Here is a 25,840-nt window from a genome sequence, read left to right as displayed (position 1 = left end):
CCGTCCCTCCAACCGTTAACGGATTGACCTTAGGGGCAGGAAAATTTCCGAGTCAATATCAACAGCTTGTGCGGCAGTGCAGAAGCGGCAGTCATCCGCCTACCAGCGCAGCACCACGGCACCCCATGCAAGGCCGCCGCCGATCGCCTCGGTGATGACGAGGTCGCCCTCGCGGATCTGGCCCCGCGCGCGGCCGACGGAGAGGGCGAGGGGAATCGACGCGGCCGAGGTATTGCCGTGGTCCTGGACGGTGACGACCACGTTGTCCATCGGCAGCTGCATCTTCTTGGCGGTGCCCTGGATGATGCGGATGTTGGCCTGGTGCGGCACCACCCAGTCCACGTCCGAAGAGTTCACGCCCGCCTTGTCCATTGCCCGGTGCGCGGTGTCGGCCAGCTTTTCGATCGCGTGGCGAAAGACCTCCTTGCCGAGCATGCGCAGATGCCCCGTCCGACCGGTGGAGACGCCGCCATCGACGTGCAGGATCTCGCGGAAACGTCCGTCGGAATGCAGGTCGGATGCGAGGATCCCGCGGTCTTCCGGCTGGCCCGTGCCTTCCGCCGCCTCGAGCACGAGCGCGCCCGCCCCGTCTCCGAAAAGCACGCATGTCGACCGGTCTTCCCAGTCCATGAGCCGCGAGAAGGTCTCGGCCCCGATCACGAGGATGCGCCGGGCCTGCCCCGAGACGATGAGCGCGTTGGCGTTCGCAAGCGCGAACACGAACCCCGCGCAGACGGCCTGCACATCGAAGGCGAAGCCCGTCGTCATGCCGAGTTCGGCCTGCACCATCGTGGCGGCGGAGGGGAAGGTGAAGTCCGCCGTCGAGGTGGCGACGATGATCGCGTCGATCTCGGAGGCGGCAAGGCCCGCATCCTCGAGCGCGGCGCGCGCGGCGCGGGCGGCAAGCTCGGAGGTGGTCTGCCCCTCGGCCGCGAAATGCCGGCGCTCGATCCCCGAGCGGGAGCGTATCCACTCGTCGCTCGTGTCGAGAAAGCTCTCGAACCAGGCGTGCTCGACCACCCGTTCGGGCAGGGAGTGCCCGACGCCCCTGACGATCGCGCGTGTCGTCATCCGTGTGTTCCGTTCCTGTCCTGCGCGGGCTGGACCGGCGCGGTCGGGCTGGCCGAGGCCACTCGCGCCGCGAGCCGGTCCGAGAAGCCCGATTGCGCCAGCTGGAAGGCCAGCTTCACCGCCGCCGACACGCCGGTCGCGTCGGCCGACCCGTGCGATTTCACCACCGTGTCGTTCAACCCCAGAAACACCCAGCCGTTGACGCGACGTGGATCGATCCTCTTCTGCAGCCGCCGAAGCGACGTGTAGGCCAGAACCGACGCGATGCGCGACAGCGGCGAAAATCGGAACGCTTCGCGCAGCAGGTCGCCGATGAGGTGCGCGGTGCCTTCGCCGGTCTTGATCGCGACGTTGCCGGTGAACCCGTCCGTCACGATCACGTCCGCGCGCTTGCCGGGAATGTCGCCGCCCTCCACGAAGCCAACGAACTCGAAACTGGCCGCTTGCGCGTTGGCGGCGATGAGTTCATGCGCTTCCCGGAGCTCGGAGCGACCCTTGTGCTCTTCTGTGCCCACGTTCAGCAGCCCGACCCGCGGGTGCGCGATCCCGAGCCCGTTGCGCGCGTAGGACGATCCCATCAACGCGTATTGCAGCAGATCGCGGGCATCGGCGCGGACATCCGCGCCCACGTCCAGCATCACGTTGAAGCCCTGCGGGTTCCGCGAGGGCCAGAGCACCGCGATGGCGGGCCGGTTGACGCCCTCGATCTTGCGCAGGCGCACCATCGAAAGCGCCATGAGCGCCCCGGTGTTGCCGCAGCTCACCGCCACGGAGGCCTCTCCGTCCCGGACGGCCTCTATGGTCGACCACATCGACGTGCCCTTGCCCTGGCGCATCACCTGGCTCGGTTTGTCCTGCATCCGCACGACCCCTCGGGCGTCGCGTATCTCGCAGATGTCGGAGAGCCGGCGTTTGGCGACGAGCCGCTCGAGCTCGTCCTTCGGGCCGTGCAGGATGAACCGGATGTCCGGGTTCTTGGTGGCCGACCTTGCAAGGCCCGCGACAACCGCCGCCGGCCCGCGGTCGCCGCCCATGGCGTCCACGCTGATGACCGTGGAGGAAGCGCCCCCGCGCCGATGATGCTCGCGTTCGCTCATCCGGGGGCCCGCGCAGTGTGCCTCAGGCGGCGTCCTCGTCCAGGTCGATCTCGTCCGCCATCACGACCACCTCGCGGTCGGCATAGTGGCCGCAGGACGCGCAGACGTGGTGCGGGCGCTTCAGCTCGCCGCAGTTCGGGCACTCGTTGGGATTCACCGCTACCAGCGCGTCGTGCGCGCGGCGGTTGTTGCGGCGCGACTTCGAAACTTTGTTCTGTTGAACGGCCATGACAGACCTCGGCTTTCTCTATGTGTCGGTCGGCGCGGTGGAAGCCCGCGCGGGGCGCGCGCAATTGGCGTGAGCCGGCGCTTAGCCGTGATCGCGCCCGGAGGGCAACCCCAAATCCGGATGAAGGCGCGAAAATACAGCGAATCCCGCGCCGCGCAAGGCATTTCTCGGGCCGCGCGAGAGGCGGTCCTTTCAGGAGTCGCGGCGCAGCTTGTCGCGCAGGCCCTGCAAGCCCGCGAAGGGTTTCAGCTCCTCGTCCGAAAGCGGCGCGACGCCGGGCGGCGCCGCCTGCGCCGTGCCGAGCTCCACGCCTGGGGCGCGGGGATAGTCCGGCAGCGAGAGGGCCAGCGCCTCCGTCATCACCGCCATCAGGTCCACGCGCTCCGGCAGGGGCTCGGAGGTGACGTCCTCGGGCATCTCCACCTCGGCCACGGTTTCGGGCATGTCGAAGCCCGCGAGATAGCGGCGCGTCACCGTGGTGTCGATTCGCGTTGCGACGGGCGCGAGCGTGACGACGCAGGGCTGCACCACCGTCGCGCCGAGCACGCCCTCGAGGTGCCAGTCGCTCCGGCCCTCCGGCGCGAGGGTGCCCGTGAAGCGCAGCTTTCGGATCGCGTCTATCCCGAGCGTCTCGGCAAGCGCCGCGCGTGTCCCGGCATCGGGTTCGAGCGCGAATGCGGTGGGCGCGTCCTGCGGCAGTTCTGCAAGGCGCAGGATCCGGGGCGACGGGTCTGACGGCCGGGAGGGGTCGGTCATGGGTGCGCGTGCTCCCCTGGCTTGAACGGCTTTTCATCCTTCGCTATGCGGGATAGAAGCCGTGGACAGGCAAGACAAGAGGGCCGCAATGAGGCTTAGGAGTTTCGGGCTGAGAGCCGCCCTCGCGATCGCGGTGCTGTCCGGCCTGTCCGCTTGCAGTGCTCAGTATCGCACGCACGGCTATATTCCGCCACAGGAAGACCTCGACGCGATCGTCGTCGGCCTGGACACGCGCGACACGGTGTCCGAGACCATCGGCACGCCCAGCACCGCCGGCCTCACGGATGTGAGCGGCTTCTATTACGTCGAAAGCCGCGTCCGCCGCTTCGCGTGGCGCGCGCCCGAGGAAGTCAGCCGCGAGGTGCTCGCGATCAGCTTCGACGCCACCGGAACGGTGCGCAACATCGAGCGCTTCGGCCTCGAGCAGGGGCGCGTGGTCACGCTCTCTCGCCGCGTCACCGAGACCGGCAGCAGCGTGGGCTTCCTGCGCCAACTCCTGCGCCGCATCGGCGCGTTCTCGGCGGAAGATTTCATCGACTGACGCGCACCGGTGCCCTTGCGTCACGCCGCCGTCATGCTTGTCTGTCAGGGACGGGCTTCGTAGCCTCTTCCTGCAGGTTAACGCGCACGGGGCCATACCATGATCGGGTTGAGCAAAGGGCGCTACCGCGCCCGGATCGCCGAAGGCGTCGAAGACCTGCGCGCCGCGCAACGCCTGCGCCATCTTGCCTTCGCGGGCCATCGTGCCGATGGCGGCGGCCTCGATGCGGACGACTTCGACGGGCGCTGCACGCACTTTCTCGTCGAGGAGGCGCGGGGGGGCAGGCTGGTCTGCTGTTTCCGCATCCTGCCGCTTCACGGCGGGTGCGAGATATCGCGCAGCTACTCCGCGCAGTTCTATGAGCTTTCGGCGCTCGAGGCGTATGAGGGGCGCCTTGCGGAAATGGGACGCTTCTGCATCCATCCCGACATCCAGGACCCGGACATCCTGCGCGTGGCCTGGGGGGCGCTGACGCGGTATGTCGACGAGACGGGCGTGGATCTTCTGTTCGGCTGCGCCTCCTTCCCGGGCACCGACGCCGCACGCTACCTCGACGCCTTCGCCATGCTGAAGGAGCGGCACCTCGCACCGAAGCGCTGGCTGCCCAGGGTGAAGGCGCCCAACGTCTTCCGCTTCGCGCAGCGCCTTGCGCGGTGCAAGCCCGACACGCGCCAGGCCATGCTGCGGATGCCGCCGCTTCTCAGAAGCTACCTGCTGATGGGGGGATGGGTGAGCGACCACGCGGTCGTGGACGACCACATGAACACGCTGCACGTCTTCACCGGGCTCGAGATCGGCGCGATCCCGCCCGCGCGCAAGCGGCTTCTTCGCGCCGTCGCGCAGTAGCCATCCACGTTGACCTTCGCGCGCGCCGCGCTTAGCTGCGCGTCATGGTGAAGGCTCCGCTCCTGCAACTTTCGGGCATCTCCCTCGGTTTCGGGGGGGAGCCCCTCTTCGCGGATCTCGATCTCGTGGTGCATCCCGGCGACCGGCTCGCACTCGTCGGGCGCAACGGATCGGGAAAGTCGACGCTGCTGAAGGTCATGGCCGGCCTGGTGGAGCCCGATGCCGGTGCGCGGGTCGTGCCTCCGGGCGTGAGTGTGGGCTACATGGAACAGGAGCCCGAGATGGCGGGGTTCGCCACGCTCGGCGACTTCGCCGCGGCCAGCCTGGAACCGGGAGAGGAGTACCGCGTGGAGCAGGCCGCCGAGGGCCTTGCTTTCGATCCCGCCCGCGAGGTCGCGGCCGCGTCGGGCGGAGAGCGGCGCCGCGCCGCGCTCGCGCGACTGATGGCCGAGGATCCCGAGCTCATGCTTCTCGACGAGCCGACGAACCACCTCGACATCGCGGCGATCCGCTGGCTCGAGGCACAGCTTTCGGCCACGCGCAAGGCCTTCGTCGTCATCAGCCACGACCGCGCCTTCCTCGATGCGCTGACGCGCGCGACGCTCTGGATCGACCGCGGGCAGGTGCGCCGGGCAGAGGTCGGCTTCGGCGGCTTCGAGGCCTGGCGCGACAAGGTCTGGGAGGAGGAGGACCAGGCGCGCCACAAGATGGACCGCAAGATCCGTGCCGAGGGGCGCTGGGCGGTGGAAGGCATCAGCGCGCGGCGCAAGCGCAACCAGGGCCGGCTGCGCGCGTTGAAATCCCTGCGCGAAGAGCGCGCGTCGATGATCCGCCGGCAGGGCGCGGCGGCCATGGCGCTCGAATCGGGGCCGGCCTCGGGGCGGCGCGCGATCGAGGCCGAAGGCATCGCGAAATCCTACGACGGCAAGACCATCCTCAGCGACTTCTCGCTTCGCATCCTGCGCGGCGACCGGGTGGCGTTCGTGGGTCCGAACGGCGTGGGCAAGACGACGCTTCTGAAGATGCTCATGGGCGAGGTGCCGCCGGATCGGGGGCGTGTCCGGCACGGCACGAACCTCGTGCCGGCCATCTTCGACCAGGCGCGTGCGCGGCTCGACTGGGACGCCTCGCTCTGGGAGAACCTGACCGGCGATCCCGAGATGCGGGTGTCGGGACAGGCCGACCAGATCATCGTGCGCGGTCAGCCGCGCCACGTCGTGGGCTATCTCAAGGACTTCCTGTTCGACGAGCGGCAGGCGCGCGCGCCGGTCCGTGCGCTGTCGGGGGGCGAGCGCGCGCGGCTTCTGCTGGCCAGGCTCATGGCGCGGGAATCGAACCTGCTCGTGCTCGACGAGCCGACGAACGACCTCGACGTGGAGACGCTCGATCTCTTGCAGGAACTGCTCGACGCCTATGACGGCACGGTTCTGGTCGTCAGCCACGACCGGGACTTCCTCGACCGCGTGGCGACGGTGACGGTCGCGATGGAAGGCGACGGCCACGCCACCGTCTATGCCGGGGGCTGGTCGGACTACCTGTCCCAGCGCGGCGGGGATCCCTTCGCGCCCGAGGGGGGTGGCCAGAAGGCGAAGGGCAAACCGAAGAAGTCCGGCGGGAAACCTCACGAAGGTGGCGCGGCCGCCGCGGCGAAGCTGTCCTTCACCCAGAAGCACCGGCTGGAGTCGCTGCCCGACGAGATCGCGCGACTCGAGGCCGAGATCGGCAGGCTGGAGGGGCTTCTCTCCGACCCCGAGCTTTACGCGCGCGATCCGGTCAAGTTCGCCAAGGCGACAGAGGCGCTCGCCACGCGGCAGGAAAAGCTTTCCGCGGCCGAGGAGGAATGGCTGGAGCTTGCGGAGAAGGCCGAAGGGTAGGGGCCCTTCCCCGCCGCGTGCCCGCGCCGCGCGCCACCGGACGCTCCGCCCTGCGATGGCGGGCCGCGCTCGCCGCGGCCGGCGCGGACGCTAGAATGCCCGGTATGGACATGCCCCTCTTCATAGGTTCGGAAATCTACCGCGGCTCGAGCTACGGGCCGGATCACCCCCTGCGGGTGCCCCGCGTGCCCACCGTCACCGACCTGGCGCGCCGGCTGGGCTGGATCGCGCCCGGACAGTTCCGGCAGAGCCCGCGCGCCCGGCCCGCGGCGCTCGCTGCCTTCCACACGCCCGCCTATATCGCCGCGCTCGCCCGCGCCGAGGAAACCCAGTCGGTCGATGCGGCGACCCGCGCGCGTCACGGGCTCGGCACCCCGTCCAATCCCGTTTTCCCCGAGATGTTCCGGCGGCCGGCCACCGCCGCGGGCGGCTCGCTCCTCGCGGCGGAGCTCGTGGCGGGCGGCGGGGTCGTCCACAATCCCGGCGGGGGCACGCATCACGGCATGGCGGATCGGGCTGCCGGGTTCTGCTACCTCAACGACCCGGTGCTGGCTCTGACGCGCCTGCGCACGCTGGGCCTCGGGCGGCTCGCCTATGTGGACATCGACGCCCACCATGCCGACGGGGTGGAGGCGGCATTCGCGGGCGCCGAGGGCATGTTGCTCGTGTCCACCCACGAGGAGCGGCGCTGGCCTTTCACCGGCGCGCTCGCGGATCACGCGGGCGGTGTCGCCCTCAACCTGCCATTGCCGCGCGGCGCCCATGACGGCGATGCCGCGCGGGCGCTCGACGAACTGATTCTGCCCGCCGTCGCGCGGCACCGGCCCGACGCGATCGTGCTGCAATGCGGCGCGGACGCGGTGACGGAGGATCCGCTGTCGCGCCTCGCCTGGTCCAACAACGCGCATCTGGCCGCCGTGCGCGCGCTTCGCCCGCTCGCGCCGCGGCTGATCGTGCTCGGGGGCGGCGGCTACAACCCCTGGTCGGTCGGGCGCGCCTGGACCAGTGTCTGGGCCACGCTCGCGGGCCACGAGATCCCCGAGCGTTTGCCGCCTGCGGCCGAAGAGGTGCTTCGCGGGCTGCGCTGGACGCACCGGCTGGGCCGCAACCCGCCGGAGCACTGGTTCACCACGCTTCGAGACGCGCCGCGCGAGGGCCCGCCCACGCCCGGCGTGGCCGAGCGGATCGCGGCGCTGCGCACGCGGCTGCGCGCCGAGGTCTGAGGCGCGCGCGGCGATGCCTGCGACGGCCGCGCCCCATCCGGTCATTGCGCGAACGGAGGGCCAAAGACCCGCTGCACACCCTTGGCGCGCGGGGGTCGCCGACGCGGCATGTCAGGGCACGCGGGCCCGATTTCCGTGATGTCTCGGGAAGGATCCGGGGCCGGCCTTGGAGCGGGTAGCGGGAATCGAACCCGCGCGTTCAGCTTGGGAAGCTGACAGGCTACCATTACATCATACCCGCCCGGCCCAGCGCGGTTATCTAGCAGCGTGCCCCGCGGCCGGTCAAGGCCCCGTGCGCGGCGTCAGGCCCGCCGGCGCCGTCGCCGGCGCCCGCCGTCGTCCTCCCCGCCGCCCGTGTTGAAACTGACCTGCGGCAGCGGCACGATGCGAGAGAGTTCCGGAAACGGATCGGTCGCGTGCGGGATCGCGTTGGCGGCCACGAAATGCTCCTGGAAGCGGGGCTCGATCGCGGTCTCCACCTTGGTGATGCGCCGCACCGTGCGCTCGATCTCGGCCCGCGCGCCGACGTTGCAAAGCGCGATGCGCGCCCCGGTGCCGGCGGCGTTACCGGCGGAGGTCACCTTGTCGAGCGGCACGTCGGGGATCATGCCGAGCACCATGGCGTGCTTGGGGGAGATGTGCGCGCCGAAGGCCCCGGCGAGCACCACGCGGTCCACCTTGTCCACCCCGCGCTCGTCCATGAGCAGGCGCGCGCCCGCGTAAAGCGCCGATTTGGCAAGCTGGATGGCGCGGATGTCGCCCTGGGTGACCGCGATGCGCGGCCCGCCCTCGGCGGTGGCGTCGTGGACGAGATAGGCGTGGGTCCGCCCCTCCGCGAAGCAGCGCGCCGTGCCGGTCTGCGCAGCCGAGCCGATGAGCCCGCCCGCGTCCATGATCCCGGCCATGCGCAGTTCCGCCACCGCCTCGATGATGCCGGAGCCGCAGATGCCGGTGATCCCGGTCTCGGCGATGGCGTCGGCGAAGCCGTCCTCGTCGGACCAGAGATCGCAGCCGATGACGCGGAAGCGCGGCTCCTTCGTCTCGGGGTCGATGCGGATCGCCTCGATGGCGCCCGGCGCGGCGCGCTGGCCCGAACTGATCTGAGCGCCCTCGAAGGCCGGGCCGGTGGGCGAGGAGCAGGCCAGCACCCGCGAGCGGTCGCCGAGCAGGATCTCGGCGTTCGTGCCCACATCCACGATGAGCGCCAAGTCCTCGGATTTGCCGGGTTCTTCGGAAAGAGCCACAGCGGCCGCATCGGCCCCCACATGCCCGGCGATGCAGGGCAGGATGTAACTGCGCGCGCGCGGGTTGATGGCGCAGAGACCGAGATCGCGCGCGTTCATCGAGATCGAATCCGAGGTCGCCAGCGCGAAGGGCGCCTGGCCGAGCTCCACCGGGTCGATGCCGAGCAAAAGGTGGTGCATCACCGGGTTGCAGACGAAGACCGTCTCCACGATGAGCGCGGGGTCGATCTCCGCCTCGCGGGCGATCTCGACGGCGAGCGCGTCAATGGCCTCCCGCACCGCGCGGGTCATCTCGGCCGCGCCGTTCTCGTTCATCATGGCGTAGCTCACCCGGCTCATCAGGTCCTCGCCGAAGCGGATCTGCGGGTTCATGATCCCCGAGGACGCCTTGACCTCGCCGGTGTCGAGGTCGGTGAGATGCGCGGCGATGGTCGTGGAGCCGAGATCTATGGCGAGGCCGTAAAGCCCGCCCTCGTGTAGGCCCGGCCAGACCTCCAGGATGCGCGGAACCGCCTCCTTGTGAGATTTGTGCAAGGCCACGGTGATCTGCCAGCCGCCTTTCCGCAGAACGGGTTGCAATTTCGCAAGCAGGGTCGGGTCCGCGGCGATGTCCTCCACGTCCCATTGCGCCTTGAGGGCGCGCGCCACGCGCTCCAGGTCGCCGGTCGGCTCGTGCATGTCGGGCTCGTCCACCACGACGAGGTGAAGCCGCGTGGCCGGGTCCATCTCGATCGCGCGCACGGCGGCGGACTTGCGCACGATCTGCCGATGGACCTGGCTTTCGGCCGGCACGTCGATCACCACGTCGCCCAGGATCTGTGCCTGGCATCCCAGGCGCCGGCCCGGCTTCAGCCCGCGCTTGCTGTCGTAACGCGCCTCGACCGCGTTCCACTCCGAAAGCGCGCCCTCGCGCACCGTGACGCCGTGCTTGGAGAATTCGCCGTAGGAGGGCGTCACCTGGCACTTGGAACAGATGCCCCGCCCGCCGCAGACAGAGTCGAGATCGACGCCGAGCTGGCGCGCCGCGGTCAGGACGGGCGTGCCCGCCGGAAAGCGCCCCCGCTTGCCCGAAGGCGTGAAGACGACGAGGGGATCGGTACTCATGCTGTGTGGACCTCGCTCATTTCGATGCGCCGCCCGAACATAGGACGTCGAAGGCCGCGTGTCGGCCCGCAACCGGCAGAATCTTGCATGGCCGCGTCATCTTTCGATCCGCGGCCGGGGCTGACGCGCCACGCCGCGCCCGGGGCGGCCGGCCCCCGGAGGCCGGTCCCGATGGCGATCCCCGCGCGCCCGCGCCGTGTCCGTTCCCCCGGACGGCGCGAAACGCGAGCGACGCGGGACGGGGCCGTGCCGCCCCGCTCGCGGTCCTCGTCTCAGCGCGCGCCGCGAGCGTGGAAGATGAAGCCGAGGAAGTTCAGGAGAAGCTGTGCGGCGAGGATCTGGGTGGAGCCCGACGGGTCGTAGTCGGGCGCGACCTCGACGAGGTCGAGGCCCGCAACCTCGTGACGCCGCGCGACCTCCTGAAGAAGCTCCAGCACCTCGTAGTAGAGAAAGCCGCCATGGCTGGGCGTGCCGGTCCCGGGCGCGATCGAGGGGCAGAAGGCGTCGATGTCGATGGTGACGTAGATCCGCGTGCCTTCGGGCAGCCTTTCGGCCAGCGCCCGCGCACCCAGAAGGCGAGCCTGCCGCACCGACAGGATGTCCGAGCCCATGCGGCGGGCATCCTCGTAGCCCTCGCGCGCGGTGGAGCTCACGTTGCGGATGCCGAGCTGCGTCAGTCCGGTGACATGCGCCTGCTCGGCGGCGCGGCGCATCGGGTTGCCGTGGCCGTGGCGCACGCCGTGGCGCTCGTCCACGAAATCGAGATGCGCGTCGATCTGGAGGACGTGGATGTCGCCGCGCCCCGCGAAGGCGCGGATGCATGGGATGTTCACCGAGTGATCGCCGCCGATCACCACCGGCAGCGCGCCCGCGTCGAGGATCGCGCGCACGCCCGCCTCGATGTTGGCGTGGCTCTTCTCGGTGTCGGTATGGACGATATCGGCGTCGCCGATATCCGCGATGCGCACAGAGGCGGGCAGGTAGGTCGCGTCGTCCTCGTGGTCGTAGGCGCCGGCGTGGCCGAAGCTGAAAAGCGTGGAGGCGTCGCGCACCGCCCTCGGCCCGAACCGCGCCCCCGCGCGCCACTGGGTGCCTGCATCGAAGGGCGCGCCTAAAATCGCGGCGTCGGCCGCGATCGCGCCCCAGTCGGTCTGGATCTCGCGCTTGCCGAAGCTCGCGATACCGGTGAAGGGCAGGTCGAGCCGCCCCGTCTCGTAACCATGTCCGGCCATTCGGACCCCCGTTCCACGTCACCCGTAGCCTGCCGCCCGACCGGCGGCCCGTCCAGCCGGAATCGGTCTTTCGCCTCCCCGCCATCCATGCAATAGGGAAGCGCCAAACGATCCCAGCCTAGGACAGGACGGATATGGAGATTCGCGAGGCGCTTACCTTCGACGACGTGCTGCTTGTACCGGGCGCCTCTTCGGTGCTGCCGGGCGAGGCAAGCACGGCCACCCATGTCACGAAGGCGATCGCGCTCAACATCCCGCTGCTCAGCTCGGCGATGGACACGGTGACCGAAAGCCAGATGGCGATCACCATGGCCCAGGCGGGCGGCATGGGCGTCATCCACCGCAATCTCGACGTGGAGGTGCAGGCGCGGGAGGTGCGTCGCGTGAAGCGCTTCGAGTCCGGCATCGTCTACAACCCGATCACCCTGCGCCCCGACCAGACGCTCGCCGATGCGAAGGCGCTGCAGGAACGTTACCGCGTCACCGGCTTTCCCGTCGTGGACGAGCGGGGCCATGTCGTCGGCATCGTCACCAACCGCGACATGCGCTTCGCCACCGACGACGACACGCCCGTGCGGGTGATGATGACCTCAGAGAACCTCGCCATCCTGCGGGAGCCCGCGGACCGCGAGGAGGCCAAGAGCCTCATGAAGGCGCGGCGGATCGAGAAGCTGCTGGTGACAGACGCGTCGGGCAGGCTGACCGGCCTTCTGACGCTCAAGGACACCGAGCAGGCGGTCCTGAACCCCACGGCCTGCAAAGACGGGCTGGGCCGGCTGCGCTGCGCGGCGGCCACCACGGTGGGCGATGCGGGCTTCGAGCGGTCCGAGGCGTTGATCGACGCGGGCTGCGACCTGATCGTGATCGACACCGCCCACGGCCATTCCGCCGCCGTCGCCGAAGCGGTCACGCGGGTCAAGCGGCTGTCGAACGAGGTGCAGGTGGTCGCGGGCAACGTCGCGACCGCCGAGGCCACCCGCGCCCTCATCGACGCGGGCGCGGATGCGGTGAAGGTGGGCATCGGGCCCGGCTCGATCTGCACGACGCGCGTGGTCGCCGGCGTTGGCATGCCGCAGTTCACCGCCGTGATGGACTGCGCCGCCGCGGCGGGGGACGTGCCGGTGATCGCCGATGGCGGCATAAAGTTCTCGGGCGATCTCGCCAAGGCGATCGCGGCCGGGGCGTCCTGCGCGATGGTGGGCTCGATCCTCGCGGGCACCGACGAAAGCCCGGGCGAGGTGATCCTCTACCAGGGCCGGAGCTTCAAGTCGTATCGCGGGATGGGAAGCCTTGGGGCCATGGCGCACGGCTCCGCCGACCGGTATTTCCAGAAGGACGCGGCGTCGGACAAGCTGGTGCCCGAGGGCATCGAGGGGCAGGTGCCCTACAAGGGCCCGGCCTCCTCGGTGGTCTACCAGCTCGTGGGCGGGCTGCGCGCGGCGATGGGCTACACCGGCTGCGGCACGGTGCCCGAGATGCGCCGCGGCTGCCGGTTCGTGCGGATCACGGGCGCGGGGCTCAAGGAAAGCCACGTGCACGACGTGCAGATCACCCGCGAAAGCCCGAACTACCGCCTTGGCTGAGCGCAGGCGCGGGGGCGGCGCGTGACGCCCGCGGCGCGGGTCGCGGCCGCCGCCGAGGTCCTCGACGAGATCCTCGCGGGCGCACCGGCCGAGCCGGCGCTTTCGGGCTGGGCGCGGCGCTCGCGCTTCGCCGGATCGAAGGATCGCCGGGCGCTTCGCGATCTCGTCTTCGACGCGCTGCGCAGGCGGCGGTCCTATGCCGCGCGGGGCGGGGCGGACAACGGGCGCGGGCTGATGCTGGGACGGTTGCGGGACGCGGGCGAGGATCCGGACAGCGTCTTCACGGGTGTCGGCCACGCGCCGCCTCCCCTGTCGGAGGCCGAGCGAACCGCCGGCAACCCGCCCGAGGGGGCGGCCGCGCGCGATTTGCCCGATTGGCTCTGGGACCGGTTCGAGGCTTCGCTCGGGACAGACGCGGATGGCGCGGCGCGCGCGCTTCGCGACCGGGCGCCGGTGCATCTGCGCGTGAACCTGCTGCGGACGGACCGCGCGGGCGCCGTGGCCGCGCTCGCCGGAGAGGGGATTTGCGCGCGCCCCGTCGAGACCGTCGAGACCGCCCTCGAGGTCACGGAAGGCGCGCGTCTTGTCGCGCGCAGCCGGGCCTATCTCGACGGGCTGGTGGAGCTGCAGGACGCGGCCAGCCAGGCCGTGGTCGCGCGGCTTGCGCCGCGCGCGGGGGGGCGGGGGCGCGATTACTGCGCCGGAGGCGGAGGGAAGACGCTGGCGCGCGCCGCGCTGGCGCGGGCGCCGGTCTGGGCGCATGACGCGCATCCGCGGCGCATGCGCGATCTGCCTGCGCGTGCGGCGCGCGCGCAGGCCGATGTCAGGATCGTGGACGATCCTGCGGCCGAGGGTCCTTTCGATATCGTGCTCTGCGATGCGCCATGTTCCGGAAGCGGGTCCTGGCGGCGCGATCCCGAGGCCAAGTGGCGGCTCGATCCCGAAGGTCTTGCCGGGCTCGAGGCTCTGCAGGCCCGCATCCTCGAGACCGCGGCCCAGCTCGTGGCCCCGGGCGGGCGGCTGGCCTATGCGACCTGTTCGGTCCTCGAGGGCGAGAACCGCGCACAGGTGGAGGCGTTTCTTGCCCGAAACCCCGGTTGGGTGCGGACCGATTGCCACCTGTGGTTGCCGGGCCCAAGCGGCGATGGTTTCTTTCTCGCGGTATTGACGGCCCAGTGAGGCCGCGCATTATGCAACTCAGAGGTGTCTTCGTCCGGCGTTAAGTGGCGCTTAAGCATCGCCGGACGTAATGGCCCGTGGCTCGAATCGAAAAGGTGCCCCGACCCGGTGTCCGAAACGATGCTCTCTCTCGCGACGTCTCCGCGTGCCGACTGGCAGATGTCGCGCCGCTTCTGGCTGCTCCCGCTCATCGGCATCTTGATGGTCGCCGCGGGCGCGATGGCCCCGTCGCCCGCCTTCGCCGCCGGGGCCTTCGCAGCGGGGGCGACGCTTCTGGTGCTGTCGGCGATCATCCGCGCGGCGGAAACCTGGTCGGCGCGCCGCCGGCGCCGCAACTTCGCCGCGATCGCGGAGTTCGTCCGGCACGACGCGGTGCCGTGCCTTCTGTCCGACGAGGCCGGGGCGCTCTGCCTCTGGAACGCCGCGGCGGAACGTCTCTACAACGCAGAGGCGCACGAGACGCTGGCGGGTGCGCTCCGCAGCACGCTGGCCAGCCCCTCGGCCGTGCTCGGCCGGCTGTCGCTCAAGGCGCAGGCTGCGGGTGCTGCGCGCGAGGACGTGGTGACCCGCAAGGGCAATCTGCGGCTCTCGGCGCAACGGATCGGCCCGGGGGCGCTGCTGTGGCGGGTCGAAAGTTTCGGGGACCGCGCCGCCGCGGCGGGCGGCGGCGACACGCTCGGCATTCCGCGGCTCACCGCCGGGCGCGGCGGCGCGATCCTGTTCATGAACGACGCGGCGCGGAGTCTGCTCGGCGCGCGGGTGAAATCGCTGAGCCAGATCTTCGACGCGCCGCCCGTGTCGGGAGAGGTGGCCCGGGTCGCTGCCGCCGAGGGCTCCCTGGATTGCCTCGTGGCCGAGGGCGAGGGCGGTGGCGGCCGCCGCGATCTCTATCTGTTTCCCGCGCCCGCGCGGACGGACCCCGTGCCGGCCTCCGACCGGGAGACGATCGACAGGCTGCCCGTCGCGCTGCTGAAGCTTGGCGCCGACGGGCGGGTTCTCGCCGCCAACGGCGATGCGCAAAGGCTTCTGGGCAGCGACCCCGTGCCCGGCACGCGGCTCGCCGACCTGATGGAGGGGCTGGGCCGCCCCCTGGACACCTGGCTGGAGGAAGCGGTGAGGGGCGTGGTGCGCTCGGAATTCCTGCGGCTGACGCGGCGCGACCAGGAGGTGTTCGTGCAGGTCACGCTGAGCGCGATCACGGAACGCGGGGCGTCCGCGCTGCTGGCTGTCCTGCACGACGCGACGGAGCTCAAATCGCTGGAGGCGCAGTTCGTGCAAAGCCAGAAGATGCAGGCGATCGGGCAGCTCGCCGGCGGGGTGGCGCACGACTTCAACAATCTGCTGACCGCGATCTCGGGGCACTGCGATCTGTTGTTGCTGCGCCGCGACCAGGGCGATCCCGACTACGGGGATCTTGTCCAGATCCACCAGAACGCGAACCGCGCCGCGGCGCTGGTGGGTCAGCTTCTCGCCTTCTCGCGCAAGCAGACGCTTCGGCCGGAACGGCTCGACCTGCGCGACACGCTGGCGGATCTTACCCATCTGCTGAACCGACTGGTGGGCGAACGCGTGTCGCTCACGCTGGTGCATGATCCCGATCTGCCGCCGATCCGCGCCGACAAGCGCCAGCTCGAGCAGGTGCTGATGAACCTCGTTGTGAACGCGCGCGATGCCATGCCGCGTGGCGGGGAGATCCGGATCGAAACGCAGCGCCTCCACCTCGCCGACCCCTGGCGGCGCGACCGCGCCGAGGTGCCGCCGGGTGATTACGTCGCGGTCAGGGTCACGGATGAGGGCGTCGGCATTCCGCCGGACAAGATCGGCAAGGTGTTCGAGCCCTTCTACACCACCAAGCGGACCGGGGAGGGCACGGGGCTCGGCCTTTCCACGGTCTACGGCATCGTCAAGCAGACCGGCGGCTTCGTCTTCGTGGACAGCGGCCCCGGGGAGGGTGCGACGTTCACGCTGCTTTTTCCCGCCCCGGCCGATGCGGCCGAGGCCAGCCCGCGGGACGGCGCCGCGCCCGAGGCCGGGCGCGCCCTGGCACACCGCGAGGCGGTCGTGCTGCTGGTCGAGGACGAGGTGCCCGTGCGGGCCTTCGCGTCGCGTGCGCTAAGGCTGCGGGGACATACCGTGCTGGAGGCCGGATCGGCGGAGGAGGCGCTCGAAACGCTGCGCGGGAGCGACCTCGACGTCGATGTCTTCGTGACCGACGTGGTGATGCCGGGACGCGACGGGCCGAGCTGGGTGCGCGAGGCGCTGCGCGATCATCCCGGCATTCGGGTGGTGTTCGTTTCGGGCTACGCCGAGGAAAGCTTCGGTCGCGAGAGCACAGACATCCCGAACGCGGTGTTTCTCCCGAAGCCTTTCTCGCTCGATGAGCTTACCGAAACCGTGCAGCGCCAGCTGCACTGACCCGGGGCGGCCACCGTTTCCGGGCACTCACCGGCTTCCCTCCCAAAGCGCGTAATCCTCCGCGCAGACCTCCCGCAACGCCGCGCGCGTTGTTGGCGCAAGCTCGAGCGGCGCCTCGGGCGACACATTGCGCCGGGCCGGCGCCGGCCGGACGCCCAAGCGCGCCTCGAGGAAATCCAGCAGCGATCCGGGCGCCTCGTAGCGAAAGACATGATCGGCTGCCGTGCCATTGCGCCGCGGCGCGAGAAATGCCGACTGGCTGCCGACCCGCGCCCAGGCGGGCTGCGGCTCCGAAAGGTAGCCCTGGACGAACGCGTCGAAGCCGAGCCGTTCGGTGGAGACGGGCTTGCCCCGCGTGAAGGGCCGCCGCCGGTAGCGATACCAGCTCCCGAGCCAGCTTTCCGGTTCGCGCACGACCGCGATGGTCTCCATCTCGCCCGCGAACTTTTCCAGCATCGGCCTGAAGAAGCGGTTGTAGCGCCAGATCGGCGCGTGCTTGAGCTCGGGCGGGTCGCGCACAACGAGGCTCGCATGGGGGGCGAGGGCCTCCGCGTAGGCGGTCGTACCGGTCTTGGGCACGGCGAGAAACACCAGTCCCTGCTTCGCGAAAACCAGCATGGCGCGCGTCCGACCTCCCGTGACCTGCACGGTTAAACTACTTCTTAACCGTTGTGCGGGAAAGTACGGGCAAGAGGGATTTTACTTGAAATGTTCGCTTTTTGGTCTCACAAGGGAAGCAAGAACACAAAGTGAACAAAGGCAATCATTGCCGCTCGGCGCGGCGTGTGAAATAAGGACGAAACCCAATGGCAACGGCAGACCTTCTCTCCATGGACAGCAAGAAAAGCGCGGACAAGCAGAAGGCGCTCGACAGCGCGCTCGCCCAGATCGAGCGCCAGTTCGGCAAGGGCTCGATCATGAAGCTCGGCGCCGACAACCCGGTGAAGGATATCGAGGCCACCTCGACCGGATCGCTCGGGCTCGACATCGCGCTCGGGATCGGCGGCCTGCCCAAGGGGCGCATCATCGAGATCTACGGCCCGGAAAGCTCCGGCAAGACGACGCTGACGCTGCATTGCGTCGCAGAGGAACAGAAGACGGGCGGCGTCTGCGCCTTCGTGGACGCGGAACACGCGCTCGATCCGCAATATGCCCGCAAGCTCGGCGTCGACCTCGACGAGTTGCTGATCAGCCAGCCCGACACCGGCGAGCAGGCGCTCGAGATCACCGATACGCTGGTACGCTCCGGCGCCGTCAGCATGGTGGTGGTCGATTCGGTGGCCGCCCTCACGCCCAAGAGCGAACTCGAGGGCGACATGGGCGATTCGTCCGTGGGCGTGCAGGCCCGCCTCATGAGCCAGGCCATGCGCAAGCTGACCGGCTCCATCTCGCGGTCGAAATGCATGGTGATCTTCATCAACCAGATCCGCATGAAGATCGGCGTGATGTTCGGCTCCCCCGAGACGACGACGGGCGGCAACGCGCTGAAGTTCTACTCCTCCGTCCGCCTCGACATCCGCCGGATCGGCTCGATCAAGGACCGCGACGAGGTCGTGGGCAACGCCACGCGCGTGAAAGTGGTCAAGAACAAGGTCGCGCCGCCGTTTAAGCAGGTGGAGTTCGACATCATGTACGGCGAGGGCATCTCCAAGACCGGAGAGCTTCTCGATCTCGGCGTGAAGGCCGGGGTGGTGGATAAATCCGGCAGCTGGTTCAGCTACGGCGACGAGCGCATCGGCCAGGGCCGCGAGAACGCCAAGACCTATCTGAAAGAGAACACGGCCGTCGCGCTCGAGATCGAGGACAAGATCCGCGCCGCCCACGGGCTCGATTTCCATATGGCCGAGGGCGGCGACGGCGACGGCGAGGTGATGGAAGGCTGAGGGCCTTCCCTCCGGACCCGGAAAGCGGCCGGCGCGGCGCTGCGGCCGACCCCTTTCGCATGGACAGCGCCGCGGCACGGGGATAGAGGTTCCGGAACCCGGCAGGGCCCCGTGCCGCAGCGCCGCGCCCGAGCCGTCGGGGATGCCATCAACCGTCCGGAAGACCGCCCGCCCGATGCAAAGCCTCAACGATATCCGCACCACCTTCCTCGACTATTTCAAGCGGCAGGGTCACGAGATCGTGCCGTCGAGCCCGCTGGTGCCGCGCAACGACCCCACGCTGATGTTCGCGAATTCGGGGATGGTGCAGTTCAAGAACCTGTTCACGGGGCTCGAGCACCGAGATTACACCCGTGCGGCCACGGCGCAGAAATGCGTGCGCGCGGGGGGTAAGCACAACGACCTCGACAATGTCGGATACACCGCGCGGCACCACACCTTCTTCGAGATGCTCGGCAATTTCTCCTTCGGCGACTACTTCAAGGAGCAGGCGATCCCCTTCGCCTGGGAGATGGTCACGAAGGAACTCGGCATCCCGAAGGACAGGCTGCTCGTCACCGTCTACTACACGGACGACGAGGCGGCCGATCTCTGGAAGAAGGTCGCGGGCCTGCCCGACGATCGCATCCTGCGCATCGCCACCGACGACAATTTCTGGATGATGGGCGCCACCGGCCCCTGCGGCCCCTGCTCGGAGATCTTCTTCGACCACGGCGAGCAGTACTGGGGCGGCCCCCCGGGCAGCCCGGAGGAGGACGGCGACCGCTTCGTCGAGATCTGGAACCTCGTCTTCATGCAGTACGAGCAGTTCGAGGACGGCACGCGGCGCGAGCTCTCGGCGCAGTCGATCGACACCGGCATGGGGATCGAGCGGGTGGCGGCGCTCCTGCAGGGCACCAACGACAATTACGCCACCGACCTCATGCGCAGCCTGATCGAGGCCTCGGCCAACGCGTCGAACACCGATCCCGACGGGCCGGGGCGCACCCATCACAGGGTGATCGCGGACCATCTGCGCTCCACCTCCTTCCTGATCGCGGACGGGGTGATGCCTTCGAATGACGGGCGCGGCTACGTGCTCCGCCGGATCATGCGCCGGGCGATGCGCCACGCCCATCTCCTGGGCGTGAAGGAGCCTCTGATGCACCGGCTGGTGCCCGCGCTCGTCGCCAAGATGGGCGCGGCCTATCCCGAGCTCGGCCGCGCGCAGGCGCTCATCGAGGAGACGCTGAAGCTCGAGGAGACGCGCTTCCAGCAGACGCTCGACCGGGGGCTGAAGCTTCTGGAGGAGGAGCTTGCGGAGCTGCCCGACGGCGCGTCGCTGCCGGGCCGCACGGCGTTTCGGCTTTACGACACCTATGGCTTCCCGCTCGATCTGACCCAGGATGCGCTGCGCGAGAAGGGCCGCGCGGTCGATGCCGAGGGTTTCGAGACCGCCATGGCCGAACAGAAGGCAAAGGCCCGCGCGGCCTGGTCGGGCTCTGGCGAGGCGAAGGACGCCGCGATCTGGTACGATCTCGCCGAGACCCACGGCGCCACCGATTTCCTGGGCTACGACACCGAGACCGCCGAGGCCCAGCTGCTGGCGCTGGTGCAGGACGGGGGCGAGGTGGCGCAGGCGCATCCCGGCCAGGCGGTGCAGATCGTGCTGAACCAGACCCCGTTCTACGCCGAGGCCGGGGGCCAGGTGGGCGACACCGGCGTCATCGCCACCGACGCGGCCACGGCGCGCGTGACCGACACGAAGAAGGTGGCCGGGGTCTTCATCCACTTCGCCGAGGTCGAGGAGGGTGTACTGGCGCCCGGGCAGCCCGCCCGGCTCGAGGTCGATCACGACCGCCGCACCGCGATCCGCGCCAACCATTCGGCCACGCACCTTCTGCACGAGGCGCTTCGCGAGGCGCTCGGGGATCACGTGGCGCAGCGGGGCTCGCTCAACGCGCCGGACCGGCTGCGGTTCGACTTTTCCCACGCCAAGCCGCTCACCGAGGCGGAGGTCGCCCGCGTCGAGGACGAGGTGAACGCCTACATCCGGCAGAACGCGCCGGTCGAGACGCGCATCATGACCCCGGACGACGCCCGCGCCATCGGCGCACAGGCGCTTTTCGGCGAGAAATACGGCGACGAGGTGCGCGTGGTGTCGATGGGTATGCAGCCGGGCTCCGGCAAGGGCGGGGACGGGCGGACCTATTCAATCGAGCTTTGCGGCGGCACCCATGTCCGGCGCACGGGCGACATCGGGGAATTCGTGCTTCTGGGCGACAGCGCCTCGAGCGCAGGCGTGCGCCGGGTCGAGGCGCTCACCGGCGAGGCCGCGCGCGCCCATGTCGCGCGGCTGCGCAAGCTCGTCGAGGACGCGGTGGCCGAACTGCGCACCACGCCCGAGCACCTGGTCGAGCGCGTCCGGGCCGATCAGGCCAAGCTCAGGGAGCTTTCGAACGAGGTGGCGCAGCTTCGCCGCGATCTCGCCATGGCGGGCGGGGCCGGGCAGGGGGTTGGCCAGCCCGCGCCCAAGGACGTGCAGGGCGTGTCGTTCGTCTCGCAGGTGCTCTCGGGCGTCTCGGGCAAGGATCTTCCACCGCTCATCGACGAGATGAAGGCGCGGCTCGGATCTTGCGCGGTGCTGCTCATCGCCGACGCCGGCGGCAAGGCGGCGGTGGCGGCGGGGGTGACCGACGATCTGACGGACCGGCTCTCGGCGGTCGAGATCGTGAAGGCAGCCGTCTCCGAGCTTGGCGGCAAGGGTGGCGGCGGCCGGCCCGACATGGCCCAGGGCGGGGGCAAGGATCCCGCGAACGCCGATGCGGCGATCAAGGCCGCCGAAACCGTGATCGCGGGCGCGCCCGCCGAAGAAGTGGAATGACAGCCATGCCCGCGCTCTGGATCGCCCATGTGACCGTCACCGACCCCGAGGGGTACGGGAAATACGCCGAACTCGCCGGCCCCGCCATCGCCAAGCATGGCGGGCAGTTCATCGCCCGCGGCGGGCGCTATGTGCAGCTCGAGGGCCAGGAACGGCCGCGCAACGTCGTGGCGAAGTTCCCCTCCGTCGAGGCGGCCGAGGCGTGCTACCATTCTCCCGAGTATCAGGAGGCGCTGAGCCACGCCCGCGGCGCCTCGGAGCGCGAGCTTCTCATCGTCGAGACCACCGGGTAGCGTGCCCGCTGGACGGTCGGCCGCCCGGTCCTAAGGTCTCGATAGCGAAGGGAGGGTCCCGATGCGCCGCTTGATCGCCGCCGTGCTGGTCATCTGTCTGCCGCTCTCCGTGGCCGCGCAGGATCTTTCCGCACTGAAGGCGCCGGGGGCGGTCGCGCTCATGCGGCACGCGCTCGCGCCGGGAACGGGCGACCCGGCAGGCTTCACGCTCGGGGACTGCGCAACCCAGCGCAATCTCTCGGAGGACGGCCGCGCGCAGGCCCGCCGAAGCGGCGCGGCGCTGCGCGAGGCGGGCATCGTCTTCGACCACGTCTGGACCAGCCAGTGGTGCCGCTGCCGCGAGACCGCGGAGCTTCTGGAACTCGGCACGTTGGCGGAGCGCCCGCCGCTCAATTCCTTCTTCGGCGGACGCGGCGATCCCGCCGCGCAGACGGCGGCCACGCGGGCGCTCCTCGACGCGCTCCCCCAAGGCCAGCGGGCGATGCTCGTGACGCATTACGTGAACATCCGCGCGCTCACCGGCGTCGCGCCCGGCTCGGGCGAGATCGTGGTGGTGCAGCGCGGCGAGGACGGCCTGCGCGTCGCCGACCGCATCCTGATCGCGCCCTGAGACGGGGCGTTCAGTAGGCGTCGAGCCCGAGCTGCGCCTCTCCGGAGATGAGCCGCGCAACGAAGCCGCAGCCGTTCTCCGGCCGCGAGAAATGCGTCCACGCCCAGGCGGCGAAGGTGTCCGGCGCGGCGACGGCGATGAACTCGTTCAGCCGCTCTTCGGTCACACGGTCCAGCCCGCGCGCCGCGCCGGTGACGATGGCGCGGTGCTCGGGCGCGAGGGCCTGCATCTGCATCGTGTAGGCGACGTATTCGTGTTCGGCGAGGCAGGGCGGCGCGGCGCAGGGCTGCTGGGCGAGCGCGGCGTGGGCGAGTTCATGCACCACGAGGCTGTCGAAGAGAGCCTCGCGCGGGATGTCGCGCAGCACGCTGTCCGGCGCGAGGGCGGCGTCGAGCGCCGCCGGCGTCACGAAGCGGAGTTCCAGCCGGTCGCAATCATAGGCGCCGAGGCACGAAACGTCGCCATGCGCGATCTCCGGCACCGCGAGGATCACGAGCGGCGCCCGGATCGGCAGCCCGCAGGCGGCCAGCTGCTCCGCGCCCGCCTCCGCCACGCGGCAGATGCGTTCGTTCAGGGCGGCGTCCGGGCTTGCCACCGTGAGGCTGCCGCCCGGGCAGCTGAGGGTGCCGCTCGCCAGCGGGGCGGGTGCAAGGAGGAACGCCATCGCGAGCGCGGAAAGGATCGGGCGCGGTCTCATGCACGAGACTAGGCCGCCCTGGCCCCGCGCGGCAAGCCTCAGGCCGATTTCGCGGCGCGCTTGCGCTCATGCGGGTCGAGGTGGCGCTTGCGCAGGCGGATCGCGTTCGGCGTCACCTCGACGAGTTCGTCGTCGTCGATGTAGGCGATGGCCTCCTCGAGCGTCAGCCGCGTGGCCGGCGTGAGCCGTACCGCGTCGTCCGAGCCGCTCGCCCGGACGTTGGTGAGCTTCTTGCCCTTGAGCGGGTTCACCTCGAGATCGTTCTCGCGCGAATGCTCGCCGATGATCATGCCCTGGTAGACGCGCTCCTGCGGGCCGATGAAAAGCCGCCCGCGCTCCTCGAGGTTCCAGAGCGCGTAGGCCACCGCCTCGCCGTCCTCCATCGAGATCAGCACGCCCGCCCTGCGGCCGGGGATCGGGCCCTTGTGCGGCGCCCAGCCGTGAAACACGCGGTTCAGGACGCCGGTGCCGCGGGTGTCGGTCAGGAACTCGCCGTGATAGCCGATGAGCCCGCGCGAGGGGACATGGGCGACGATCCGCGTCTTTCCCGCGCCCGCGGGGCGCATCTCCACCATCTCGCCCTTGCGAGGGCCGGTCACCTTCTCGATCACCGCGCCGGAATACTCGTCGTCCACGTCGATGGTGACTTCCTCGATGGGCTCGAGCGTCGTGTCGTCTTCCTCGCGCATCAGCACCCGGGGGCGCGAGATCGAGAGCTCGAACCCCTCCCGGCGCATGTTCTCGATCAGGACGCCCATCTGAAGCTCGCCCCGGCCGGCGACCTCGAACGCCTCGCCGCCCGGCGTGTCGCTCACCCGGATCGCCACGTTCGATTCGGCTTCCCGCATCAGCCGCTCGCGGATCACGCGGGACTGCACCTTCTTGCCGTCGCGCCCGGCGAGCGGGCTGTCGTTGATCCCGAAGGTGACCGAGATCGTGGGCGGGTCGATCGGCTGGGCGGGCAGCGGCTCCTCGACCGCGAGCGCGCAGATCGTGTCCGAGACGGTCGCCTTCGACATGCCCGAGAGCGTGACGATGTCGCCGGCCACGGCCTCGGGGATTTCCTGCTGGGAGAGGCCGCGGAAGGCCATGATCTTCGAGACGCGGAACTGCTCGATCTTCTGGCCCATGCGGCTGATCGCCTGAACCGTCGCGCCCGCCTTGATCCGGCCGGATTCGACCCGGCCCGTCAGGATGCGGCCCAGGAAGGGATCGGCGCCGAGCGTTGTGGCGAGCATGCGGAAATCCTCGCCCTCGCGGTGCAGCTGGCGCGGCTTCGGCACGTGGTTGACGATCAGCGCGAAAAGCGCGGACAGATCCTTGCGCGGACCGTCGAGCTCGGTGTCGGCCCAGCCCGCGATGCCCGAGGCGTAGAGATGCGGGAAATCGAGCTGGTCGTCGTCGGCGCCCAGATTGGCGAAAAGATCAAACACCTCGTCGAGCGCGCGGTCGGGTTCCGCCGCGGGCTTGTCCACCTTGTTGAGCACGACGATCGGCCGCAGCCCCAGCGCGAGCGCCTTCGCGGTCACGAACTTCGTTTGCGGCATCGGTCCCTCGGCCGCGTCCACCAGGAGCACCACGCCGTCGACCATGGACAGGATGCGTTCCACCTCGCCGCCGAAATCGGCGTGGCCGGGCGTGTCGACGATGTTGATGCGCGTGCCCTTCCAGTCGACCGAGGTCGCCTTGGCCAGGATGGTGATGCCGCGCTCGCGCTCGAGATCGTTGGAATCGAGCGCGCGCTCGGCCACGGCCTGGTTCTCGCGGAACGTGCCGGACTGGCGCAGGAGCGCGTCCACGAGCGTGGTCTTGCCGTGGTCCACATGCGCGATGATCGCGATGTTGCGAATGTCCATGTCGGGGAGGTCCGGAAGTTGTTGTCGGGGCCTGATAGGGGCGCGGGCCCGGAAAGGCCAGCCCCTAGTGCGGCCCGGTGTCGGAAAAGAGGTTGATCACCAGGATCCCCGCGAGGATGAGGGCGATCCCGGCCACGGCGGGCCAGTCGAGCCGCTGCCCGAAAAGCGCAAGCCCGATCAGCGCGATGAAGACGATGCCGAGGCCGGACCACATCGCGTAGGCGATCCCCACCGGAAAGAACCTGAGCGCCTGGGCAAGCAGGAAAAAGGACGTGGCGTAGGCCACGACCACGATGACCGAGGGCACCAGCCGCGTGAACTGCTGGCTCGCCTGGAGCGCCGTGGTGCCGATGGTTTCGGCCAGCACCGCGAGGATGAGCGTGACATAGGGCATGGGGTGATCCGCGCCTTGGCCGAAAAGGGAATCGCCCGTCACCCTAGGCCGGGAGACGCGCACGCGAAACGGGGATCGCGGCTGCACCGGTGCGATTAACGATTTGTTAGGGTTAACCGCACCCTAATGCACCGGAGAGACCGCCGATGGTACCGGAGCGCCGCGATGCTGCCAATACAATATCTTCACGCCGACCGGGTGCGGGCGGATCGAGGCTGCGACACGGCGGTGAGCGTTGCGCCGTCCGGATCTTCCGGGGCGACGTTCCGCAGGGCAAAGCGCGCCTTCGATCTGGTGCTTTCCGTGATGCTGCTACCGGTTCTGGTCACCGTGGCGGCCCTGCTGCTTTGCCTGAACCTGGTCCTGAACCGCGGGCCGCTCGTTTTCGCGCAGGAACGGCTGGGACGCCATTGCCGGCCGTTTCGTGTCTACAAGTTCCGCACCATGCGGCCCGGGCCGGACGCCTTCGCGGGTGCGCTGGCCACGGCCGAACGGCATCGCATCACGCCGCTTGGCGGTCTGCTGCGGCGCACCCGTCTCGATGAGCTGCCGCAGGTCGTGAACGTGCTGCGGGGCGAGATGAGCCTGATCGGCCCCCGTCCCGACATGCTGGATCACGCGCGGCGCCACCTGTTCTCGGTTCCCGGCTATCGCGCGCGCCATGCGGTGCTGCCGGGCATCAGCGGTCTCGCCCAGGTGGTCGAGGGCTACGCCGAAACGCCGGAGGCGGTACGTCGCAAGGTCGAGGCCGACCTGCGTTACATCGCCGAGGCGGGCTGGCGGCTCGAGGCGTGGATCGTCTGGCGCACGCTTCTCGTCGTGCTCCGTGCGCGCGGCATCTGAGGGCGCG

Annotated in this window: 22 protein-coding genes and 1 tRNA gene; 12 read left to right on the top strand and 11 right to left on the bottom strand. The window is 69.9% G+C overall.

Annotated features, from left to right (window positions below; translation table 11 throughout):
• Positions 1–99: 99 nt before the first annotated feature.
• From AB6A65_RS07415 to AB6A65_RS07400, 4 genes are all read right to left on the bottom strand, one after another.
• Entirely contained in the window at positions 100–1,071 is a 972-nt protein-coding gene (locus tag AB6A65_RS07415; protein ID WP_371037735.1) for a beta-ketoacyl-ACP synthase III, read from the bottom strand.
• Positions 1,068–2,168: a phosphate acyltransferase PlsX gene (gene plsX, locus AB6A65_RS07410; protein WP_371037734.1), complete on the bottom strand. Its 1,101-nt coding sequence runs from the start codon at positions 2,166–2,168 to the stop codon at positions 1,068–1,070. The genes AB6A65_RS07415 and plsX overlap by 4 nt, the downstream gene beginning before the upstream one ends.
• A 22-nt stretch (positions 2,169–2,190) precedes the next feature.
• Positions 2,191–2,397, bottom strand: coding sequence for a 50S ribosomal protein L32 (gene rpmF / locus AB6A65_RS07405; RefSeq protein ID WP_371037733.1), 207 nt, complete (start codon positions 2,395–2,397; stop codon positions 2,191–2,193).
• A gap of 192 nt (positions 2,398–2,589) precedes the next feature.
• Positions 2,590–3,153: a DUF177 domain-containing protein gene (locus AB6A65_RS07400; protein ID WP_371037732.1), complete on the bottom strand. Its 564-nt coding sequence runs from the start codon at positions 3,151–3,153 to the stop codon at positions 2,590–2,592.
• A gap of 61 nt (positions 3,154–3,214) precedes the next feature.
• On the opposite strand from AB6A65_RS07400, the gene AB6A65_RS07395 reads away from it, so the two are divergent.
• From AB6A65_RS07395 to AB6A65_RS07380, 4 genes are all read left to right on the top strand, one after another.
• Positions 3,215–3,694 (top strand): outer membrane protein assembly factor BamE, encoded by a 480-nt coding sequence (locus AB6A65_RS07395; protein WP_371037731.1) that lies wholly within the window; start codon positions 3,215–3,217, stop codon positions 3,692–3,694.
• Between the two features lie 99 nt (positions 3,695–3,793).
• Positions 3,794–4,540 (top strand): GNAT family N-acetyltransferase, encoded by a 747-nt coding sequence (locus tag AB6A65_RS07390; protein WP_371037730.1) that lies wholly within the window; start codon positions 3,794–3,796, stop codon positions 4,538–4,540.
• A 44-nt stretch (positions 4,541–4,584) separates the two neighbouring features.
• Entirely contained in the window at positions 4,585–6,414 is a 1,830-nt protein-coding gene (locus AB6A65_RS07385) for an ABC-F family ATP-binding cassette domain-containing protein (RefSeq protein WP_371037729.1), read from the top strand.
• A 104-nt stretch (positions 6,415–6,518) separates the two neighbouring features.
• Complete coding sequence (locus AB6A65_RS07380; RefSeq protein ID WP_371037976.1) at positions 6,519–7,637, top strand: acetoin utilization protein AcuC; 1,119 nt, start codon at positions 6,519–6,521, stop codon at positions 7,635–7,637.
• Positions 7,638–7,804: 167 nt separating this feature from the next.
• On the opposite strand, the gene AB6A65_RS07375 is transcribed toward AB6A65_RS07380, so the two are convergent.
• The 3 genes from AB6A65_RS07375 to speB all read right to left on the bottom strand — a co-directional run bounded on the left by AB6A65_RS07375 (position 7,805) and on the right by speB (position 11,217).
• Positions 7,805–7,878, bottom strand: a tRNA-Gly gene (locus AB6A65_RS07375).
• Between the two features lie 61 nt (positions 7,879–7,939).
• Positions 7,940–9,985, bottom strand: a complete 2,046-nt coding sequence (locus AB6A65_RS07370; protein WP_371037728.1) for an ASKHA domain-containing protein — start codon at positions 9,983–9,985, stop codon at positions 7,940–7,942.
• 272 nt (positions 9,986–10,257) lie between these two features.
• The gene (speB, locus tag AB6A65_RS07365; protein ID WP_371037727.1) at positions 10,258–11,217 is read right to left on the bottom strand and encodes an agmatinase; all 960 of its coding nucleotides are present in this window, start codon (positions 11,215–11,217) and stop codon (positions 10,258–10,260) included.
• 134 nt (positions 11,218–11,351) lie between these two features.
• Here speB and guaB point away from each other — a divergent pair, with 134 nt between their 5' ends.
• The 3 genes from guaB (at position 11,352) to AB6A65_RS07350 (ending at position 16,394) form a co-directional block, all read left to right on the top strand.
• Entirely contained in the window at positions 11,352–12,800 is a 1,449-nt protein-coding gene (guaB, locus tag AB6A65_RS07360; protein ID WP_371037726.1) for an IMP dehydrogenase, read from the top strand.
• 21 nt (positions 12,801–12,821) lie between these two features.
• Positions 12,822–13,979 (top strand): RsmB/NOP family class I SAM-dependent RNA methyltransferase, encoded by a 1,158-nt coding sequence (locus tag AB6A65_RS07355; protein ID WP_371037725.1) that lies wholly within the window; start codon positions 12,822–12,824, stop codon positions 13,977–13,979.
• 108 nt (positions 13,980–14,087) lie between these two features.
• A complete protein-coding gene (locus AB6A65_RS07350; protein ID WP_371037724.1) occupies positions 14,088–16,394 on the top strand; it encodes an ATP-binding protein in 2,307 nt (768 codons plus the stop codon).
• Positions 16,395–16,421: 27 nt separating this feature from the next.
• Here the strand turns inward: AB6A65_RS07350 and AB6A65_RS07345 are convergent, their stop codons facing one another.
• A complete protein-coding gene (locus AB6A65_RS07345; RefSeq protein ID WP_371037723.1) occupies positions 16,422–17,012 on the bottom strand; it encodes a gamma-glutamyl kinase in 591 nt (196 codons plus the stop codon).
• Between the two features lie 188 nt (positions 17,013–17,200).
• Here AB6A65_RS07345 and recA point away from each other — a divergent pair, with 188 nt between their 5' ends.
• From recA to AB6A65_RS07325, 4 genes are all read left to right on the top strand, one after another.
• Positions 17,201–18,277 (top strand): recombinase RecA, encoded by a 1,077-nt coding sequence (gene recA, locus AB6A65_RS07340; RefSeq protein ID WP_371037722.1) that lies wholly within the window; start codon positions 17,201–17,203, stop codon positions 18,275–18,277.
• A gap of 175 nt (positions 18,278–18,452) precedes the next feature.
• Positions 18,453–21,140 carry an alanine--tRNA ligase gene (gene alaS, locus AB6A65_RS07335; RefSeq protein ID WP_371037721.1) on the top strand — a complete coding sequence of 896 codons (2,688 nt, stop codon included), beginning with the start codon at positions 18,453–18,455 and terminating at the stop codon, positions 21,138–21,140.
• A 5-nt stretch (positions 21,141–21,145) separates the two neighbouring features.
• On the top strand, positions 21,146–21,433 hold the full coding sequence (locus tag AB6A65_RS07330; protein ID WP_371037975.1) for a DUF1330 domain-containing protein: 288 nt from the start codon (positions 21,146–21,148) through the stop codon (positions 21,431–21,433).
• A 61-nt stretch (positions 21,434–21,494) separates the two neighbouring features.
• On the top strand, positions 21,495–22,043 hold the full coding sequence (locus AB6A65_RS07325; protein ID WP_371037720.1) for a histidine phosphatase family protein: 549 nt from the start codon (positions 21,495–21,497) through the stop codon (positions 22,041–22,043).
• Positions 22,044–22,053: 10 nt separating this feature from the next.
• On the opposite strand, the gene AB6A65_RS07320 is transcribed toward AB6A65_RS07325, so the two are convergent.
• The 3 genes from AB6A65_RS07320 to AB6A65_RS07310 all read right to left on the bottom strand — a co-directional run bounded on the left by AB6A65_RS07320 (position 22,054) and on the right by AB6A65_RS07310 (position 24,990).
• Positions 22,054–22,740 (bottom strand): DUF6639 family protein, encoded by a 687-nt coding sequence (locus tag AB6A65_RS07320; RefSeq protein ID WP_371037719.1) that lies wholly within the window; start codon positions 22,738–22,740, stop codon positions 22,054–22,056.
• Positions 22,741–22,778: 38 nt separating this feature from the next.
• Complete coding sequence (gene typA / locus AB6A65_RS07315) at positions 22,779–24,596, bottom strand: translational GTPase TypA (RefSeq protein WP_371037718.1); 1,818 nt, start codon at positions 24,594–24,596, stop codon at positions 22,779–22,781.
• A 64-nt stretch (positions 24,597–24,660) separates the two neighbouring features.
• Positions 24,661–24,990: an SMR family transporter gene (locus AB6A65_RS07310; protein WP_371037717.1), complete on the bottom strand. Its 330-nt coding sequence runs from the start codon at positions 24,988–24,990 to the stop codon at positions 24,661–24,663.
• Between the two features lie 165 nt (positions 24,991–25,155).
• Between AB6A65_RS07310 and AB6A65_RS07305 the strand changes: the two genes are divergently transcribed.
• Positions 25,156–25,833, top strand: a complete 678-nt coding sequence (locus tag AB6A65_RS07305) for a sugar transferase (RefSeq protein ID WP_371037716.1) — start codon at positions 25,156–25,158, stop codon at positions 25,831–25,833.
• Positions 25,834–25,840: the final 7 nt, after the last annotated feature.

Origin of the sequence: Rhodosalinus sp. FB01 (assembly GCF_041365715.1) — a bacterium.
Classification (GTDB): domain Bacteria; phylum Pseudomonadota; class Alphaproteobacteria; order Rhodobacterales; family Rhodobacteraceae; genus Rhodosalinus.
Note: the sequence above shows the minus strand (reverse complement) of the source record. Positions and strands in the feature narration are given on the sequence as shown.

Bases quoted from the DNA above. Each gene is read 5' to 3' on its own strand.
- AB6A65_RS07330 (WP_371037975.1), top strand. From the start codon at position 21,146: ATGCCCGCGCTCTGGATCGCCCATGTGACCGTCACCGACCCCGAGGGG.
- AB6A65_RS07320 (WP_371037719.1), bottom strand. From the start codon at position 22,740: ATGAGACCGCGCCCGATCCTTTCCGCGCTCGCGATGGCGTTCCTCCTT.
- AB6A65_RS07400 (WP_371037732.1), bottom strand. From the start codon at position 3,153: ATGACCGACCCCTCCCGGCCGTCAGACCCGTCGCCCCGGATCCTGCGC.
- AB6A65_RS07345 (WP_371037723.1), bottom strand. From the start codon at position 17,012: ATGCTGGTTTTCGCGAAGCAGGGACTGGTGTTTCTCGCCGTGCCCAAG.
- AB6A65_RS07385 (WP_371037729.1), top strand. From the start codon at position 4,585: ATGGTGAAGGCTCCGCTCCTGCAACTTTCGGGCATCTCCCTCGGTTTC.
- AB6A65_RS07415 (WP_371037735.1), bottom strand. From the start codon at position 1,071: ATGACGACACGCGCGATCGTCAGGGGCGTCGGGCACTCCCTGCCCGAA.
- AB6A65_RS07380 (WP_371037976.1), top strand. From the start codon at position 6,519: ATGGACATGCCCCTCTTCATAGGTTCGGAAATCTACCGCGGCTCGAGC.
- alaS (WP_371037721.1), top strand. From the start codon at position 18,453: ATGCAAAGCCTCAACGATATCCGCACCACCTTCCTCGACTATTTCAAG.
- rpmF (WP_371037733.1), bottom strand. From the start codon at position 2,397: ATGGCCGTTCAACAGAACAAAGTTTCGAAGTCGCGCCGCAACAACCGC.
- guaB (WP_371037726.1), top strand. From the start codon at position 11,352: ATGGAGATTCGCGAGGCGCTTACCTTCGACGACGTGCTGCTTGTACCG.
- AB6A65_RS07310 (WP_371037717.1), bottom strand. From the start codon at position 24,990: ATGCCCTATGTCACGCTCATCCTCGCGGTGCTGGCCGAAACCATCGGC.
- AB6A65_RS07325 (WP_371037720.1), top strand. From the start codon at position 21,495: ATGCGCCGCTTGATCGCCGCCGTGCTGGTCATCTGTCTGCCGCTCTCC.
- recA (WP_371037722.1), top strand. From the start codon at position 17,201: ATGGCAACGGCAGACCTTCTCTCCATGGACAGCAAGAAAAGCGCGGAC.
- AB6A65_RS07390 (WP_371037730.1), top strand. From the start codon at position 3,794: ATGATCGGGTTGAGCAAAGGGCGCTACCGCGCCCGGATCGCCGAAGGC.
- plsX (WP_371037734.1), bottom strand. From the start codon at position 2,168: ATGAGCGAACGCGAGCATCATCGGCGCGGGGGCGCTTCCTCCACGGTC.
- typA (WP_371037718.1), bottom strand. From the start codon at position 24,596: ATGGACATTCGCAACATCGCGATCATCGCGCATGTGGACCACGGCAAG.
- AB6A65_RS07370 (WP_371037728.1), bottom strand. From the start codon at position 9,985: ATGAGTACCGATCCCCTCGTCGTCTTCACGCCTTCGGGCAAGCGGGGG.
- AB6A65_RS07305 (WP_371037716.1), top strand. From the start codon at position 25,156: ATGCTGCCAATACAATATCTTCACGCCGACCGGGTGCGGGCGGATCGA.
- speB (WP_371037727.1), bottom strand. From the start codon at position 11,217: ATGGCCGGACATGGTTACGAGACGGGGCGGCTCGACCTGCCCTTCACC.